A 16836-nucleotide genomic window follows, 5' to 3' on the forward strand; every position below is an offset into this window, starting at 1 on the left:
GCGCCTGTCCTCTCCTTGCCCCGAATGCCCATGCGCCTTTCCCGCTTCTTCATCGACGCCCCTCTTTCCATCGGCCAGCACGAGCTGCCCGAAGCCCAGGCCCATTACATAGGCCGCGTGCTGCGTCTGGCGGCAGGCGACACCGTGCAGCTCTTCGATGGCTCCGGCCAGGAATACCTGGGCGAGTTGGCGGAGGTGGGCAAGAAGGTCGTGCGGGTTGAGTTGCGTGAAGCCTTTGCGGGCGTGGCCGAGTCTCCCCTGCAGGTGCATCTTGGCCAGGGCCTGTCCCGTGGCGAACGCATGGATTGGGCGATCCAGAAGGCCACCGAGCTGGGCGTGGCCCAAATCACCCCGCTGGTCAGCGAACGCTGTGAAGTGCGCCTGAAGGATGAGCGTGCCGACAAGCGCCTGGCCCATTGGCGCCAGGTGGCAATCAGTGCATGTGAGCAATGCGGACGCTCGGTGATACCGGAGATCCATGCTCCAGCCACCCTGGCGGACTGGCAGCGTCAGGTGGAGGCCGACCTCAAGCTGGTGCTGCACCCGGTGGCCGAACCTCTGGCCAGTCATGAGAAGCCGCAGAGCCTGGCGTTCCTGATCGGCCCTGAGGGTGGCTTGTCCGATGCCGAAGTGGAGGCCGCCAAGGCGGCGGGCTTTCACCCCGCGCGCCTGGGCCCGCGAGTACTGCGCACCGAGACGGCGCCGGTAGTAGCGCTGACGGTGGCGCAACAGCTGTGGGGCGATTTCTAAGGTTTTCGCGGATTTTCGGGAATGCGGGGGGCGAACCGAATTGGCAAGCCGGTGTGAGCCCCGGGCATCCCCCAAACATCCGCGAGGAACCATTTTTAAGGGGGGACGCAGTCGGCAGGCCTGCCCCGGCCCTCTCCCGAGAGAGAGGGGGCAGTCAGCGCTCAGGGCAGTCAGATCAGCCCGGCATCCGCCAGCAGCTGCTCCAGCGCCACCAGGTCGGGAATCTTCGCCACGTCAAGGCCGAGTTGTACCGCGTCCAGTTCCAGTGCGGCCAATGGCGCATTGGTACGGGGCAGGTCTTCCTCGAGCTTCAGTGAGCGCGGGATGCCTTGCAGCAGCAGGGCCAGGAATTTCACGTGAGGTCGCCCACCCAGGGCATTGAGAACGGCAACACGGGCGCCCGGGCCCACGGCTGCCTGGCCGCCAGCGGCCGCTTCGAACGACAGCAGCGGCAAGCGCAGGTCACGCCAGGCCACTTGTCCGAGCATCCAGGCCGGTAGGCCCGGGGTCGGCTGTGGGGCGCGGTAAGGAATGAGTTCGGCCAGCGCCACGTTGGGCACCAGGAGATTGCGGTCGGCCAGCGGTAGGATCAGGCCGGTGAGGCTATTGGTGCTGCTCTGCGAGGTGATGGCTTGGCTCATGATGGGTCCTTGGTCAGGCGCACTGCGCGGCCAGGTGGTTGACCAGTGCGGCGGCAAGTTCGCGCGGTGCTCCGCTCAGGCTGCTGTAGCCACCTTCGCGCAGGCTGTCGGGCATGCTCGAGCAGGCGCAGCTATCGGCGCTTTGGGTCCAGATCAGCCCGCCCTGGCGGCGCACGTAGGCGGCCGCGGCACTGCCGTCGCTGCCCATGCCACTGAAGGCGATGACCCCGCAGTGCGCGCCAAAGTGCTGGGCGAGGTTGAGCATTGCCTGGTCGATGGATGGGCTGTAGGGCTCCGGCCAGGGCTGCTCGCTCACCAGTATGCGGCCATCGTCGGCGAAGGCCAGTTCGCGACTGATCGGTACCACGATCACTTCACCGCAGCGCACCGGCTCGCCGGGTCGCACCGGGTTGACGTGCCATTGGCTGTGGCGGCCGACGGCCTGGGGCAGGACGCTTTCGAAGGCGGGATCGATGTGTTGGGCATAGAGGAAACCAACGGGCAGGCCGCCGGGCAGGGCATCCAGGAAGGCTTTCACAGCCTCCGGGCCACCCAGGGATGCCGCCAGCAGCCAGACCTCACGGGCCGGCGCGCCCGCCACCAGCGGTGTGTTGGCCAAGGCTTGCGGGAGTTCCAGGCGCGCTGGGCGCTGGGCATCGGCCATGAGGGTTTCCAGGCTGGGCCCCACGGCCACGGCGGGGTCGCCGACCAGTTGCTTGAGCTTGCCGAACAGGCGTCGCTCCCAGCGCGGGTAATGTTCAGAGTGGCGCTCGGGCGCATGCCCTTCGCCGAATAGAACCGGCACGCTAGTGCGTTCCAGCAGGCTGTCCACCAAGGGTGAGTCCTCGGACTGGGCGAGATCCACCAGCCAGAGTTCGGCGTCGCAGTTGTCCAGCGCCTCCTCGTCGAGGCGCGCCGGGTCGCTGTTGAGCACCACCTGGTAGCCATTGCCGACCAGTGCCTGTTGCAACACATGACGCTGCAACGAGGTGTCGGCGAGCACGGCGATCCGTGCGGAAGTCTTTTCCGTCATGTCCTTTTGACCAGTTGCTGGATGGTTTCGAGCAACAGGGATTCCTGATAGGGCTTGCCCAGATACTCGTTGACGCCGATGGCGATCGCGCGCTCACGGTGTTTTTCGCCGGTCCGTGAGGTGATCATGATGATCGGCAGGTCCTTGAGCCGCGAGTCGTGGCGAACCAGGGTGGCCACCTCGAAGCCGTCCATTCGCGGCATTTCGATGTCCAGCAGCATGATATCGGGATGGTGTTCCTGCAGTAGGGTGATGGCGTCCACCCCATCCTTGGCGGTTACCACGTTCATGCCGTTGCGCTCCAGCAGGCGGCTGGTGACCTTGCGCACGGTTACCGAGTCGTCCACGACCATCACCAGCGGCGGACGCTCCTGCTCGGTCTCGACGACCGCAGGGTTGGCACTGGCCAGGCGCAGTTGCGGCTGGGTCAGGTGCGCGTGGCGAACGCGGATGGTCGCCAGCAGGTCGAGGATCACCACCACCCGGCCATCGCCGAGGATGGTTGCGCCGGAGATGCCATGCACGCCAGCGAACTGCGGGCCGAGGCTCTTCACCACAATCTCGCGGGAACCGACCAGGGCGTCTACCTGCACGGCCACGGCGTGTTCGCTTGAACGCACCAGGATTACCGGCAGCGGCAGGCTGTGGCCCACCAGCTTGGGGTGCTGACCGTTGTTCAGCAGGTCGCCGAGGTAGCGCAGTTCGTAATCCTGCCCGGCGTATTCGAAGCGCGGTGCGTTGGGCTGGTAGTAGGTTTCCAGCTCGTACGGCGACACCCGGACGATACCCTCGATGGTGTTCAGCGGGATTGCATAGAGGTCTTCGCCGGAAAGGACCATCAGCGCACGGTTGACCGATACGGTGAAGGGCAGGCGGATGAGGAAGCGGGTGCCTTCGCCGAGGGTCGAGTCGATGCTCATGGAGCCACCGAGTTGCTTGACCTCCGAGTGCACCACGTCCATCCCGACGCCGCGTCCGGAAATCTGCGTGACCTTGTCCGCGGTGGAGAAGCCGGGTTCGAGGATGAACTGCAGGACCTCGTGGTCCGACAAGTCCGCATTCGGGTCCATCATGCCGCGTTCGACAGCCTTGCGGCGCACGGCTTCGAGGCGGATACCCGCGCCGTCGTCGGCCAGGGTCAGGACGATATCGCCACCCTCGCGGCTGAGGTTGAGGCGTATGTTGCCCGCTTGCGACTTGCCCGCAGCCTGGCGCTGCTCAGCGCTCTCGATGCCATGGTCGACGGCGTTTCGCAGCATGTGTTCCAGCGGCGCCACCATGCGTTCGAGCACAGTGCGGTCCATTTCACCTTCGGCGTTGCCGACGATGAACTCGACCTGCTTGCCCAGCTCGTTGGCCACTTGCCGGACGATCCGCCGCAGTCGTGGCACCAAGCGGTCGAAGGGCACCATGCGCGTACGCATCAGGCCTTCCTGGAGCTCAGTGTTGACCCGCGCCTGCTGCAGCAACAGGGTTTCGGCGTCGCGGTTACGCGCGGCCAGGGTTTCCTTGAGGTCGAGCAAGTCCGAGGCGGACTCGAACAGTGCGCGCGACAGTTGCTGCAGCTGCGAATGGCGGTCCATTTCCAATGGGTCGAATTCTTCGTAGCCGGCCCGTTCGGCCTCGGCCTGGTAGCGGCTGAGGATCTGCGCCTGGGTCTCGGTGTCGAGGCGTCGTAGCTGGTCGCGAACCCGCTCGATGGTGGCCTCCATCTCGGCGAGAGTGAAGCTGAAGTCGCTGACCTGCTGTTCGACCCGGCCACGGAAGATCGAGGTCTCGCCGGCCAGGTTGACCAGGCCTTCGAGGAGTTCTGCCGGCACCTTGACCAGTTCCTGGGGCGCACGCCGGGCGGCCGCGTCCTGGGCGGCCTCTTCGGCACGGCGGACGAAGGGCAGCACGCGCTCCGCGACAGCCTCGGTGGGCTGGACGCTGGCTGCGACGATCAGGCCGTTCTGCGGACGGATCTCGGGCTGGAACGATCTGGCGGGTGTCACATCCGCGGCGAGCGTGTAGTCGAGTTGCTGGCGCAACTGGTCCAGCTCCGCCTGCAGGCCTTCGTAGCCGGACTGCACGTCGAGGAACAGGCTGTCCGGCCAGGGGGCGCCTTGCTGTTGGGCTTCGACCAGGTGCTGTTCCAGGTCATGGGCGAGGTCGCCCAGGCGTTTCTGCCCGGCCAATCGCGCACCGCCTTTGAGGGTATGCAGGACACGCAGCACGTCATCGATGTGGTTGGCATCTTCGCGGGCTTCCTCCCAGCGGCCGATGGAGGTTTCCATGGCCTCCAGCAGGTCATCGGCCTCTTCGAGGAAGATGTCGAGAATGTCGGCTTCAGCGACCGTTTCGGGCGGCTCTGCGGTGAGCGGCTGCAGGTGCACGGTGCTGGGCACGCTGAGCTGCTCGTCCGGGTTAACGCGCCAGGCCTGGATGGCCTGGATCAGCGGCGTGCCATCCGGTTGCGGGCGACGGGCGCGCACGGCTTCCAGCATTTCGGCGAGACGGTCGTGGCAGCTTTGCAGCAGGTCGAAGAGGGCCGGGCTGGCGCGCAGGCGCCCATCGCACAGGCGTTCGTAGAGAAACTCCAGTTCGTGGGCGAGGTCGCCTATCGGGCCTATCTCTGCCATGCGCGCACCACCCTTGAGGGTGTGCAGGTCGCGTTGCAGGGCTTCGACTTCGAGGGTGTTGTCGGGCGCTTCCATCCAGCGCTGCAGAGCGGCGCCGGCGCTGTCGAGGATATCGAAGCCCTCTTCGAGGAAGATCTCTACCAGCTCGGGGTCGGGGTCGGGGTTGGGCTCGAGCGCGGTATGTGCCGGCGGGGCGTCATCCGGCTCAGGCGCACACGGGGGGGCGGGCTGCTCAGCGAGCGGTTCCCGGTCGATGGCTTGTTCCGGTGCTTCGTCGACGACAGGCTCGTCGTCGTCGTCGTCCTGGCGTGTCTCGCCCGGCGTCTCGTCAGCGTCCGCGAAGCTGTCCTCGAAATCCGGGAAGGATTGGACCACAGCGGCTGACAGGCTCTGCGCGCTGCCTTGGCGGAAGCTGCGAATGTCCTGGATCAGCGGCGCGGGGTTGGTCAGTGGCTGGTGGGCCTGCAATTGCTGGAGCTGGGTGGCCAGGCAGTCGTGGCTGCTTTGTAGCAGGCCGGCAAGCCGCGGCGAATAGGCGTAGCGGCGGTCCTGAAGCCCTTCGTAGAGGGATTCCAGCTCATGGGCGAGATCACCGATCGGGCCGATCTCGGCCATGCGCGCACCGCCCTTCAGGGTGTGCAGGTCGCGCTGCAATGCCAGCAGGGCCGTAGGATTCTCCGGGTTGTCCAGCCAGCGTTCCAGTGCCTTGCCGGCGCTGTCGAGGATGTCCACGGCCTCTTCAAGGAAGATGGAGACCATTTCCTCATCCAGCGTCGAGGGCATTTCCGCAAAGGCCGCCTGCGTGGGTTCTGGCTCGGTGGACTCTGGCGCTGCCCCCTCGACGTCAAGGTTGGCTGGCAGGTCCGACCCCAGTTGAGCGAGGGCGTACGGGTCTATCGTGTCTTGCAGCAAGGCATGCAGGGCCTGGACACGCTCGGGTTGGGCACTTACCTCCAGGGCGGCGGCGACCTGGTCCATCATGCTGATAAGCGCTTCATGGGCGCTTTCCGCTTCCCTGAAGAAGCGTTCGTTGACCGGCAGGCTGCCTTCGTCAACGGCGCCATAGCAGTCCAGCAGGGCCTCGCAGAGTTCTTCGATCTGCGGCAGTTCGGCCATTTCGGCTCCACGGCCGAGGGTGCTGAGCTCGTCCAGCAGCGCGCCGAGCTCCTGGCGCTCGCCGGGGTGCTCGCGCCAGCGGCGCAGCAGGTCTTCAGCATCCAGCAGGATGTCCATGCCTTCGGCGAGGAACAGCGAGATCATCTGCGGATCGCGGCTTTCACCCTTGTCATCGCGACGGGCGCTGACAACAGCGCCAAGGCGTTCCTGATGCAGTTGTGCAATGCGTTCGAGCAACGCCTGGGTACCGGCTATCGGCGCCAGAGGCGTACTGTCCAGCTGGGCAACGCCCTGGCGCAACAGGTGCAGGGCCTCGTGCAGCAGTTCGGCCTCGGACAGGTCGATGGCCAGCAGGTTGGCCTTGTACTCCTTGGCCAGCTTCTCCAGCGGTGTGGCAATCTCCGCGATCGGCAGGATACCGGCCATGTGTGCACTGCCCTTGAGGGTATGCAGGGCACGCTGGAGGTCATCATTGATCGTCCGGGGCAGCCATTGGTCGCAGCTGGCCAGGAAAGCGGCCAGGGTGTCCAGGTGGTTTTCCGCCTCGTTGCGGAAGATCTCCAGCAACTGCGGGTCGAGAGTTTCTTCGGCTGGGCTGTTAGCGAGGGCCTGCAGCGTGCCTGCAGGCTCGACGGCTGGCTCTGACCCCGGGGTGTCAGGTTTCGGGAGGCTTTGTCCCTTGGCCAGGGCATGGGCAATGGCGGCCAGACGATCGACATCTTCGCGCTGACGCTGGGCCTTGGCGGCATATTCTTCGACCAGTGCCGGGAGCAGGGTGACCACATCGTCGATCACTTGGAGCACTGGCTCGTCGGCCTGGATGCTGCGGTCGAGCACGCGGTTGAGCAGGTTCTCGATGGACCAGGACAGCTCGCCGATCACCAGCGCGCGGACCATACGGCCGCTGCCCTTGAGGGTATGGAACGCACGGCGTACTTCGCCCAGGGAGTCCCGGTCGTTGATGTCGGCATGCCAGCGCGGCAGGTACTCGCCGAGGGTCTCCAGCACTTCCCCGGCTTCTTCAATGAAGACTTCCTGCAGCTCATCGTCCACCGGTTCTTCGTCCGCAGGCGGCGGCAGCAGGCTGGGCGGCACCTCCTGGGCTGGCGGGTTGAAGGCCGGCATTGGCGTTGCCATCACTTCTGCCAGCGACAGCGGGCGTTCTTCGGCAGGGGCCGACGGCTCGGCTTCGAGAGGGGCCGTGGGCAGTTCGACTTCCGGCAGACCCAGCTCGGCTAACGCGGCTTCGTCCCACTCCAGTGGTGTGCTGAGCTCGTCGAGGCTGGGGGCATCCATGTCGACAGGGGGCTCGATGGCTGACAGTTCCTCCTGTTCGTCGAAGTCCAGACTCGGCAGCACCTCGCCACTCGCCGGCGGCAGGGACAGGTCGAGGACTTCGCCATCAGCCGGGAGAGCAGGGGGCAGTTCCTCGAGGTCGGCGAGATCGAAGCTGGGCAGCGTCTCGTGGTCGAACTCCAGCGGGTTGTCCAGGTTCAGCTCGAGCCGCTCGCCTTCGTCCGGTGTCAGGATGTCTCCTGCAGCGGACAGGTTTTCCAGTTCGTCGAGGTCCAGGCGTGGCAGCGTTTCGTCATCCGCTGGCGGCAGTAGCAGGCGGGTGGCTCCGGCATCAGCCGGTAGGGCAGGAGGTAGCTCTTCGAGGTCGGCGAGATCGAAGCTGGGCAGCGTCTCGTGGTCGAACTCCAGCGGGTTGTCCAGGTTCAGCTCGAGCCGCTCGCCTTCGTCCGGTGTCAGGATGTCTCCTGCAGCGGACAGGCTTTCCCGTTCGTCGACTTCCAGGCCTGGCAGCTCTTGCGCCGTACCCGGTAGTGCGGTGCTCAGTGCTGGTGTGTCTTCCCACTGCAGCGGTGCATCCAGGCTGAGGTCGATGCTCTGTTCGGTGGCATCAAGCGCTGCCTCGCCGAGGCTCCAGTTGTCATCGGAGACAAGCAACTCGCTGCCCCCGGACTGCGGGGCAGCGGCCGGGGCGACGATCGCTTCCGGTTGCTCTTGCAGGTCCGTCAGGTCGAGCTCGATGTCGTCCTCTGGGTCGAGATGCTGCTCAAGCTCCGCCTCCTCGACAGCCAGCACTTCGATGTCCTGCAGCGGGTCAGCCAGCGGCGCGAGTGGCTCGGCCTCTTCTTCGTTGTCGTGATCGAGGATCGAGGGTTTTTCCTGAATCGGGTAGCCGAGGCTCTCCAGGCTCTCTTCAGCGACATCCAGGATCAGGTCGCCCTGGGTGGCATGGTCTTCGGAGAGGCGTTCGAGGTAGTACTCGACGCTGGTGATGGCATCGGCCAGGGTGTCCAGGCTCTGCCAGTTGGGCACGGCCTTGCGTGCCAGAAGCTGTTCCTGAATGTAGCCGTTGCACGCCGCCAGCAGGGCGGCCGCACGTGGCAGCGGGATCATCGCCAGGCCTCCCCTGGCCTGGGTCAGCAGCTCAGGAACGCGCGCGAGGTGCTCGTGGTTCCACTGCGAGGCGATGAACTCGATGATGGCATCCTTCGCCTGTTCCAGCCCGTTGCGTGCTTCCTTGATCACCAACTGGTGGATCTGCGCGACGTCGGTGGTCGGCAGATGGCTGGCCTCGGTGGCGGCGTCTTCCGTTGGGCCGACCATGCCGGCCAGTGTGGCTTCGACATAGAGCAACGCGCCGGCTACATCCATCAGTACTGCGTCACTGGGTTCGCGCTGGCCGAGCGACAGGCTGTGGATAACGTCGAGCTGGTCGAGGATCACCTTGCGTGGCTGGCCGAAGCCTAGTACCGCCAGGGTGTCGGCGATCTGCTTGAGTGGTGCCAGCAGGCTGTCCAGTTCGGTGACCCCGTGGCGATCGCTGCGTACGAACAAGTCGAGGCTGTCCTTGACGCGAACCAGCTCTTCGCACAGGGCGGTCACTACCGAGCGCATGGCGCCGCGGTCGGGGCCGGCAAGGCGGGCACGCTCTTCGTCCACCAGCTCGCTGTCCGGGAGGGCTTCGTCGAGGCGGTATTGTTCTTGGATGGCGCGGATACGCGGCGACTGGGCGGGAGCCTTGGCAATATAGAACAGCAGGTTCTTCACCAGGTCTTCCGGCGCGGGCTGGTTGAAACCGTCGGCCCCTTGGTCCAGCAAGCGCTTGAGTTCCTTGTCCACCTCACGCAGCAGGTTGCGCACCGACGAGCCGTTGACCACGCTGCCGTTGGCCAGGCCTTCCACCAGGGCTGAGGCGATCTTCCACAGCGGCTCGAGCGGGGCGTCCTGGCATAGCGATTCGAGACGAGCAAAGACGCGCGCCATGTAACCGAGGTTGGTGGCCAGGTCCTGGCCGCGGATGATGCCGACCAGCGCGGCTTGCAGCATCTGCCGCATCTTGCGCAGCAGCACTGGCAGCTCGGCGGTGCGCAGGCGTGCGAGGGTCTCAACAGGCAGCGCAGGTCGTTGGCTGGAGAGGTCCGGGGCGAACAGGCTGGTTTCCGAAAGGAGCTTTTCGCCGCGCGCGGCGCGCAGGTCGTTGAGCAGGGGTAGCAGGGCCATCGGCAGGTCGCGTCGGGCGCTCTGAATGCGATCGAGGTAGAGCGGCAGTTGCAGGATGGCCTGCATCAGCACTTCCAGGGCCTCGCGCTGGTTGCTCGCGCGCCCATCGATGAGCGCCTGGGCCAACTGCTCCATTTCCTCGGCAAGCAGCGCCGCGCCATAGAACTCGACCATCTGCAGCGTGCCTTGGACCTGGTGCACGTAGGTCAGGCAGAAGCGCATGCGCGTCGGGTCCTGCGGGTTCTCGACGTAGGCCTCCAGGGCCTGTCGAGCCTGCTTCAGGGTTTCCGCGATCTCGCCCTTGACCCACTCGAGGGCGACGTAGTCGTGCCGATCAGTCATAGCCGTCTGCTATCCCTTCCGGGTGAATGCAAGAACCTGTTCATTGGCCACCGGCTCCAGGTCCGGATGGTGCCATCCCGCCACCTCACCCACCCCTAGCACCAGCAGGCCTCCCGGTGCCAGGCGCTCGGCCAGGCGATTGAGAATCTCCCGGCGTCGCCAGCGGCGGAAATAGATCAACAGGTTCTGACAGAAGATTACGTCCATGCCGGACATTGGCGCCTTGGCCAGGTCCAGCACATTGAGCCGGGCGCAGCACACGCGTGCGGCCAGGCTCGGCGATACCTTGTAGCGCCCATCTCCCAGCACCTGGAAATAGCGCTCGGCGAGGGTGCTTTCCAACTGTTCCAGGCGTCGGGCGCCATAAACGCCTTCGCGGGCCTTGGCCAGCGCATTGAGGCTGATGTCGGTGCCGGTCACACCGAAGTATTCCGGCCGCTCGCTGCCCGCCAGTACCTCGGCTGCCAGCATGGCGAGGGAATAAGGCTCCTCGCCGCTGGCGCAGCCGACACTCCAGATCGCCAGGGGCTGCGCCAGCCCTTGGGCCAGGCGCTCGCGCAGGTAGCTGCCCAGCAGTTGGAACGAAGGCTGGTGCCGGAAGAAGCGTGTCTCCTGAACGGTCAGGCGGTCCAGCAGGCTCGCCCATTCCACCGCGCCACGCGGACCGTCGGTCACCTGGCGGTAGTAGGTGGCGTAGTCCGGCACGCCCAGCTCGCGCATGCGCGCCGACAGGTTGGTTTGCAGGAAGGTGCGTCGCTGCTCGTTGACCACCACGCCAGTGCGCTCCTCGAGCAGCTTGCGCCAGTCGTCAAACTCCTCGGCCGTCATGTCGGCCATGGGTTTCAAGGCCCAGACGCCGCCTGGCTGCATGCTGTCGTGCCCTTGATTCATGGTCGTCGCGCCGCGGCCTCCGGCCGCGGCTTCTCCCTTGGTCAGGCCAGATCCTGGGCTTCCGGCAGTTTGAAACCGGAAACCGACTTGCGCATCTCGCTGGCCATCTTCGCCAGGTTGCCGATGCTCTTCGCGGTGGCGGTGGTACCGGCAGAGGTCTGCGAGGTGATCTCCTGGATCACGTTCATGGTGTTGGAGATATGGCCGGCCGAGGAAGCTTGCTGACGAGCGGCGTTGGAGATGTTCTGGATCAGCGCCGCGAGGGTCTTGGATACCTTTTCGATCTCCTCCAGGGCCACACCGGCGTCCTGTGCCAGGCGGGCACCGCGCACCACTTCGGAGGTAGTCTGCTCCATGGAGATAACCGCTTCGTTGGTGTCGGTCTGAATGGTCTTCACCAGCGCTTCGATCTGCTTGGTCGCGGCGGAGGAACGTTCCGCCAGGCGTTGTACTTCGTCCGCTACCACGGCGAAGCCGCGGCCGGCGTCACCGGCCATGGACGCCTGGATCGCGGCGTTCAGGGCGAGAATGTTGGTCTGGTCGGCAATGTCGTTGATCAGGCTGACGATGTCGCCGATCTCCTGGGACGATTCACCGAGGCGCTTGATTCGCTTCGAGGTGTCCTGGATCTGTTCGCGGATGTTGTCCATGCCGGTGATGGTGTTGTGTACGACCTCGTTGCCTTTGTTGGCGATGGCTACGGATCGCTCCGCTACCGCCGAGGACTCCGAGGCGTTCGCCGATACCTGGTCGATCGACACCGCCATCTCGTTGATGGCGGCGGATGCGCCGGCGATTTCCTGGGCCTGGTGCTCGGACGCTTCGGCCAGGTGCATGGCGGTGGCCTGGGTTTCCTGGGCGGCAGCGGCCACCTGTACGGCAGTCAGGTTGATGGTTTCGACCAGTTCGCGCAGTTGGTCGATCGAGTAGTTGATCGAGTCGGCGATGGCGCCGGTGAAGTCCTCTGTCACGGTCGCGGCTACGGTCAGGTCACCGTCGGCGAGGTCGGCGATTTCGTCGAGCAGACGCAGAATCGCAGCCTGGTTACGTTCGTTCTTCGCGGCGGTTTCGGCCAGGCGGCTACGTGCGCTCTGCACCATCACCAGGCCGATGAGGATGACTGCGCCCAGGGCCAGGGCGCCGAGCACATAACCGGCCAAGGTGTTCATGGCGCGGCCGGAGGCCAGGTTCTCGAAGCCGTCGGTCAGGGTCGAGGCCTTGTCCAGCAGGGTTTGCGAGCCGCTGAAGATGGTGTTGGCGGATTCACGGACCTGGAACAGCTCCGGCGAGGTTTCCAGGATTTCGTCCACCGAACCGGAGACGAACTCGAACAGTTCGGAGATCTCCTGTAGGCGCTCCAGGGCCTCGGGGTTGGTGACCTTGGAGATCTCCATCGCTGCATTGCCTTCGACCATCGCGCTGAGCACGCGGCCGAACAGGCTGGCGTCGCGACCGAACATGTCGGCGGCCTGTACGGAGTCTTCGTCGCCGGCCAGTACCTTGTTCACCGAGCCGAGGATACGTTCGGCCAGCAGCGACTGGCGCTGGGCCACCGACACCTGGCTGGCAGGCGCGCCGCTTTCCAGCAGGATGTCGACGACTTCCTCGTATTCCACCTGCAGTTGCGGGATGGTTTCGGCCAGGGTCGCGGCCACTTGGTGCAGGGAGAGGACGGTCTGCTCGCTGGCGAGGATCGCGTCGGCGTTCTGCCGCAGGCTGTCCCAATCCTTCTGCACGGCGTCCATTTCCGCCTTCACGGCGGTCGGCGCGGTCGGCAGGCCGGTGATCTCGTCACCTTGGACCAGAGTGTTCCAACGCTTCTCGAAGTCGTTGCGTGCGTCCTTGAGCAGGGCGAAGGCTTCGGCCTTGCCCGCTGCCGCCTCGCTGGCGTTCTTGGCGATACGCTGGGAAAGCACGCGCAGCTCACCAGAGTGGCTGATGTACTCCTTGTCGTAGTTCGCCTGGGTGTTGACGTACGCGAAGTTTGCGAACAACAGCACGATGGCGATGATCAGGACTACGAAGAGTCCAGCGATCAGCGGCGTGCTTCGCCCCGCCGAAAATAGATTGCCTGCGTTCAGTCTTTTCATTATCGGGCCCCCGCCTGGACCAACCACTCTACGATTCCCATCTAACGCCAAAGGGCCGGAACGACCGGCCCAACCTTGAAGCCATGGCGCCAGGAGCTGGGCTCCCGGGCCTGGTATGCGGCGGCCACTGCGGGCCGCCCGCAGCGAAACTAAACCGCCACCTCGAGAAACGCCTGGTGCTGCGCCAAGGCATGCGGGCTGAATACCAGCCAGGGTTGCTCCCGACGGAAGACACCGTGAATGAAAGGCTCGACGGCGGTTTCCAGCGGTGGCAATTCCTCGCTGAACGAGTCCACCAGGAAATGCTGCATGCCGAACACTTCATCGACGATGAGCCCGGCGAAGATTTCCTGGTGGTCCACCACCAGCACCCGGCGCTGCTTGCGCAGCGGTGATAATTCGGTACCGAAGAACGCGCACAGGTCCATGATTGGCAATAGCCGGCCGCGCACGTTGGCCACGCCCTTGACCCAGTTCTTCACGCCGGGCATCAGGGTATAGCGCGGTTCATGCAGGACTTCGGCGACTTCGCCCATGGGCGCGACGAACAAGCGCTCGCCCATGCGGAAGCCGATGCCGCTCCAGCTTTGTACGACCTGTTGTTGCGCAGGCAGGCCAGCGGCCAGCGCACGACAGCGTTGGTCGATCTCGAAGAGAAGCTGGAAAGGGGTCCGCGAATCCGACATGGCGACCAGCCTTGGCCTTGTTTCTAATAGTTATCGAACGGCACCCGGCTTAGTATCAGCCGGCCAGTACCGCATTCAGGGTCTTGAGCAGGGTGTCTTCGTCGATCGGTTTGGTCAGGTAGTCGCGCGCGCCCTGGCGCTTGCCCCAGACCTTGTCGGTTTCCTGGTCCTTGGTGGTGACGATGATGACCGGGATATGACTTGTATCGGCATCCTTGGTGAGCTGGCGGGTGGCCTGGAAGCCATTGAGGCCGGGCATCACGATGTCCATCAGCACTGCATCGGGCTTTTCCTGGCGGGCCAGCGCGACGCCATCGGCACCATTCTCGGCCTTGAGCACCTGGTGGCCATGCTTCTCGAGCATGGCGGTGAGCTTGTACATCTCGGTCGGCGAGTCATCAACAATCAGAATACGAGCCATGGTGTTCCCCATACGGAAAGGCTTCACCGGCCATCAGGCCGGACTTCAGGAGGCTTGCTCCACCGGGGTGAAATCGGGGACGTGAGTCTTGATCGCGCCGAGCAGCTCTTCCTTGCTGAAAGGCTTGGTGAGGTACTGGTCGGAACCGACGATGCGACCCTTGGCCTTGTCGAACAGGCCATCCTTGGAGGACAGCATGATCACCGGGGTGGATTTGAAAGCACTGTTGTTCTTGATCAGGGCACAGGTCTGGTAGCCATCCAGGCGCGGCATCATGATGTCGACGAAAATGATATTAGGGTGGGAATCGGCGATCTTGGCCAAGGCATCGAAACCATCCACCGCAGTGATGACCTCGCAGCCCACCTTTTTCAGCAGAGTCTCGGCGGTGCGGCGAATCGTTTTCGAATCGTCGATCACCATGACCTTCAAACCCTCGGAATGCTGTTCCATGTTCGCCCTACCATTGCCTCGGTGAGTCGTTATTCTGCGTTATTTTTGCGCCTGAGGCCCTATAGCCGACGGGCTGCAGCCCAATCGACGGGCCTTTTTAGCACAGTCTCCAGATGCAGGCTACAAACCCGCCGCATCCGCGATTCTTCCCTGTTCGGGGAAGGTTTTTCCTTGACCGGGAGCAATATCAGACGCCACCCTGAGCGTCTTACCCAACCGGCCCGCCATCTCTACTGGCGCCCCACTCAACACTTGTTGCGGAGACCCCCCATGAGCGTTCGCCTCGGGATCGTCATGGACCCCATTGCGCAAATCTCCTTCAAGAAGGACAGCTCCCTCGCGATGCTGCTGGCCGCCCAGACGCGCGGCTGGAACCTCTTCTATATGGAGCAGCAGGATCTATACCAGAAAACCGGTGAAGCTCGCGCGCGCATGCGTCCGATAAAAGTTTTCTACGACGCCGTGCACTGGTTCGAATTAGGTGAGGAACTCGACGTTCCGCTGACCGACCTGGACGTGATCCTGATGCGCAAGGACCCGCCCTTCGACAACGAGTTCGTCTACTCCACCTATCTGCTCGAACAGGCCGAACACGCTGGCGTGCTGGTGGTCAACCGCCCGCGAAGCCTGCGTGACTGCAACGAGAAGTACTTCGCCACCCAGTTTCCACAATGCACGCCGCCAACCGTGGTCAGTCGACGAGCGGACATTCTGCGCGAGTTTGCGGCCGAGCAGCGTGACATCATTCTCAAACCCCTGGATGGCATGGGTGGTTCGATGATCTTTCGTCACCGAGAAGGCGATCCGAACCTCTCGGTGATCCTCGAGACCCTCACGGCCCACGGCAAGCAGCAGATCATGGCGCAGCGCTACCTGCCGGCGATCAAGGACGGCGACAAGCGCATCCTGATGATCGATGGCGAGCCGGTGCCCTATTGCCTTGCGCGTATTCCCGCCGCTGGGGAGACCCGCGGCAACCTGGCCGCCGGCGGGCGTGGCGAAGCCCAGCCGCTGAGTGACCGTGATCGCGAGATCGCCGCTCTCGTCGGCCCGGTGCTGCGCGATAAAGGCCTGCTGTTCGTCGGCCTGGACGTGATCGGCGAACACCTCACCGAAATCAACGTGACCAGCCCGACCTGCATTCGAGAAATCGATGCGGCCTATGACACCCGCATTGGCGAGCGTCTCATGGAGGTGATCGCCGTCAAGCTCGAGGCGCGGAGTGCTTCATAGACTTTTCCCTGAGCCCTCGGCAGACTGCGCGGCATCCTGAAGCAAGCAGATTGGCGATGAGCGCAGCCGTGAACATCTCGAACCCTCCATCCGCCGGCGTCCGCTCGGCGGATCGGCTGGGTTTTACCCTGTTCCTCGCGGCTGTGTTGCACATCGTGTTGCTGCTCGGCGTCGGCTTCAGCTTTGGTGACCCGCAGCAGATCAGCAAGACGCTGGAGATCACCCTGGCTACCTTCAAGAGCGAGGAAAAGCCCAAAAAGGCCGACTTCCTCGCGCAGGCCAACCAGCAGGGCAGTGGCACCCTGGAGCACAAAGCGACGCCCAAGACCACTGAGGTGGCGCAGTTCCAGGACAAGCAGATCCGCAAGGTCACGCCGCCTGCAGCGCCGCCCCAGGCACCGCGCAAGGAGGCTCCCAGGGCAGCCATCGCCACGCGGTCGCCGCAGCCGCAGAAGACTCCGGTCAAGCGCGAGCAGACACGTCCCCAGCCTGAGACGAAGCCGGCCCCCAGCTTCGACAGCTCGCAACTCTCCGCGGAGATCGCCAGCCTCGAAGCCGAACTGGACAAGGAGCGCCAGCTCTATGCCAAGCGCCCTCGAATCCACCGCCTCAACGCCGCCTCGACCATGCGCGACAAGGGGGCCTGGTACAAGGAAGAGTGGCGCAAGAAGATCGAGCGTATCGGCAACCTGAACTACCCGGAAGAGGCCCGGCGCCAGCGCATCTACGGCAACCTGCGACTGCTGGTGTCGATCAATCGCGACGGCACCCTCTACGAAGTGCAGGTGCTGGAATCGTCCGGATTCCCCGTGCTGGACCAGGGCGCTATGCGTATCGTCCGGCTTGCTGCCCCGTATGCACCGTTCAGCGGTGACCTGGCCGACATCGACCGTCTGGAAATCATCCGGACCTGGCGCTTCGAGCGCGGCGATCGCCTGTCGAGCAACTAAGCTAAAGAGCATTGCTCACCGCACGTCGGTGAACCTGTCGCCTGAACGGAGTCCGCCCTTCCACCTGCTGCTTGAAGCCTGCCGCCTTAAGCCTGA

At 64.5% G+C, this 16836-nt stretch carries 11 protein-coding genes; 3 read left to right on the forward strand and 8 right to left on the reverse strand.

All coding sequences use genetic code 11. The features are described 5' to 3' along the window. Nucleotides 1–30 precede the first annotated feature (30 nt). Nucleotides 31–750: a 16S rRNA (uracil(1498)-N(3))-methyltransferase gene (locus OXH74_RS09120; protein WP_375740935.1), complete on the forward strand. Its 720-nt coding sequence runs from the start codon at nt 31–33 to the stop codon at nt 748–750. A 170-nt stretch (nt 751–920) separates the two neighbouring features. On the opposite strand, the gene OXH74_RS09125 is transcribed toward OXH74_RS09120, so the two are convergent. From OXH74_RS09125 to pilG, 8 genes are all read right to left on the reverse strand, one after another. Beyond that, nucleotides 921–1391: a chemotaxis protein CheW gene (locus OXH74_RS09125; protein WP_375740936.1), complete on the reverse strand. Its 471-nt coding sequence runs from the start codon at nt 1389–1391 to the stop codon at nt 921–923. A gap of 13 nt (nt 1392–1404) precedes the next feature. Then, entirely contained in the window at nt 1405–2424 is a 1020-nt protein-coding gene (locus OXH74_RS09130; protein ID WP_375740937.1) for a chemotaxis protein CheB, read from the reverse strand. Beyond that, nucleotides 2421–10016 carry an Hpt domain-containing protein gene (locus tag OXH74_RS09135; RefSeq protein WP_375740938.1) on the reverse strand — a complete coding sequence of 2532 codons (7596 nt, stop codon included), beginning with the start codon at nt 10014–10016 and terminating at the stop codon, nt 2421–2423. Before OXH74_RS09135 ends, OXH74_RS09130 begins: the two co-directional genes overlap by 4 nt. A gap of 9 nt (nt 10017–10025) precedes the next feature. After that, nucleotides 10026–10886 (reverse strand): protein-glutamate O-methyltransferase CheR, encoded by an 861-nt coding sequence (locus tag OXH74_RS09140; protein WP_215377526.1) that lies wholly within the window; start codon nt 10884–10886, stop codon nt 10026–10028. A gap of 62 nt (nt 10887–10948) precedes the next feature. Then, complete coding sequence (locus OXH74_RS09145) at nt 10949–12997, reverse strand: methyl-accepting chemotaxis protein (RefSeq protein WP_215377185.1); 2049 nt, start codon at nt 12995–12997, stop codon at nt 10949–10951. A gap of 149 nt (nt 12998–13146) precedes the next feature. After that, a complete protein-coding gene (locus OXH74_RS09150) occupies nt 13147–13683 on the reverse strand; it encodes a chemotaxis protein CheW (protein WP_375740939.1) in 537 nt (178 codons plus the stop codon). A gap of 55 nt (nt 13684–13738) precedes the next feature. After that, entirely contained in the window at nt 13739–14104 is a 366-nt protein-coding gene (pilH, locus tag OXH74_RS09155; RefSeq protein WP_215377189.1) for a twitching motility response regulator PilH, read from the reverse strand. A gap of 45 nt (nt 14105–14149) precedes the next feature. After that, nucleotides 14150–14557, reverse strand: coding sequence for a twitching motility response regulator PilG (gene pilG, locus OXH74_RS09160; protein WP_003455569.1), 408 nt, complete (start codon nt 14555–14557; stop codon nt 14150–14152). Between the two features lie 270 nt (nt 14558–14827). On the opposite strand from pilG, the gene gshB reads away from it, so the two are divergent. Together gshB and OXH74_RS09170 are read left to right on the forward strand one after the other, a co-directional pair. After that, nucleotides 14828–15790, forward strand: coding sequence for a glutathione synthase (gene gshB / locus OXH74_RS09165; protein WP_375740940.1), 963 nt, complete (start codon nt 14828–14830; stop codon nt 15788–15790). 56 nt (nt 15791–15846) lie between these two features. Then, nucleotides 15847–16740: an energy transducer TonB gene (locus OXH74_RS09170; RefSeq protein ID WP_375740941.1), complete on the forward strand. Its 894-nt coding sequence runs from the start codon at nt 15847–15849 to the stop codon at nt 16738–16740. Nucleotides 16741–16836 lie beyond the last annotated feature (96 nt).

It is taken from the genome of Metapseudomonas boanensis (assembly GCF_042232855.1).
GTDB lineage: Bacteria > Pseudomonadota > Gammaproteobacteria > Pseudomonadales > Pseudomonadaceae > Metapseudomonas > Metapseudomonas boanensis.

Coding starts and splice junctions, on each gene's coding strand:
- OXH74_RS09120 (WP_375740935.1), top strand. CDS start 31: ATGCGCCTTTCCCGCTTCTTCATCGACGCCCCTCTTTCCATCGGCCAG.
- OXH74_RS09125 (WP_375740936.1), bottom strand. CDS start 1,391: ATGAGCCAAGCCATCACCTCGCAGAGCAGCACCAATAGCCTCACCGGC.
- OXH74_RS09130 (WP_375740937.1), bottom strand. CDS start 2,424: ATGACGGAAAAGACTTCCGCACGGATCGCCGTGCTCGCCGACACCTCG.
- OXH74_RS09135 (WP_375740938.1), bottom strand. CDS start 10,016: ATGACTGATCGGCACGACTACGTCGCCCTCGAGTGGGTCAAGGGCGAG.
- OXH74_RS09140 (WP_215377526.1), bottom strand. CDS start 10,886: ATGCAGCCAGGCGGCGTCTGGGCCTTGAAACCCATGGCCGACATGACG.
- OXH74_RS09145 (WP_215377185.1), bottom strand. CDS start 12,997: ATGAAAAGACTGAACGCAGGCAATCTATTTTCGGCGGGGCGAAGCACG.
- OXH74_RS09150 (WP_375740939.1), bottom strand. CDS start 13,683: ATGTCGGATTCGCGGACCCCTTTCCAGCTTCTCTTCGAGATCGACCAA.
- pilH (WP_215377189.1), bottom strand. CDS start 14,104: ATGGCTCGTATTCTGATTGTTGATGACTCGCCGACCGAGATGTACAAG.
- pilG (WP_003455569.1), bottom strand. CDS start 14,557: ATGGAACAGCATTCCGAGGGTTTGAAGGTCATGGTGATCGACGATTCG.
- gshB (WP_375740940.1), top strand. CDS start 14,828: ATGAGCGTTCGCCTCGGGATCGTCATGGACCCCATTGCGCAAATCTCC.
- OXH74_RS09170 (WP_375740941.1), top strand. CDS start 15,847: ATGAGCGCAGCCGTGAACATCTCGAACCCTCCATCCGCCGGCGTCCGC.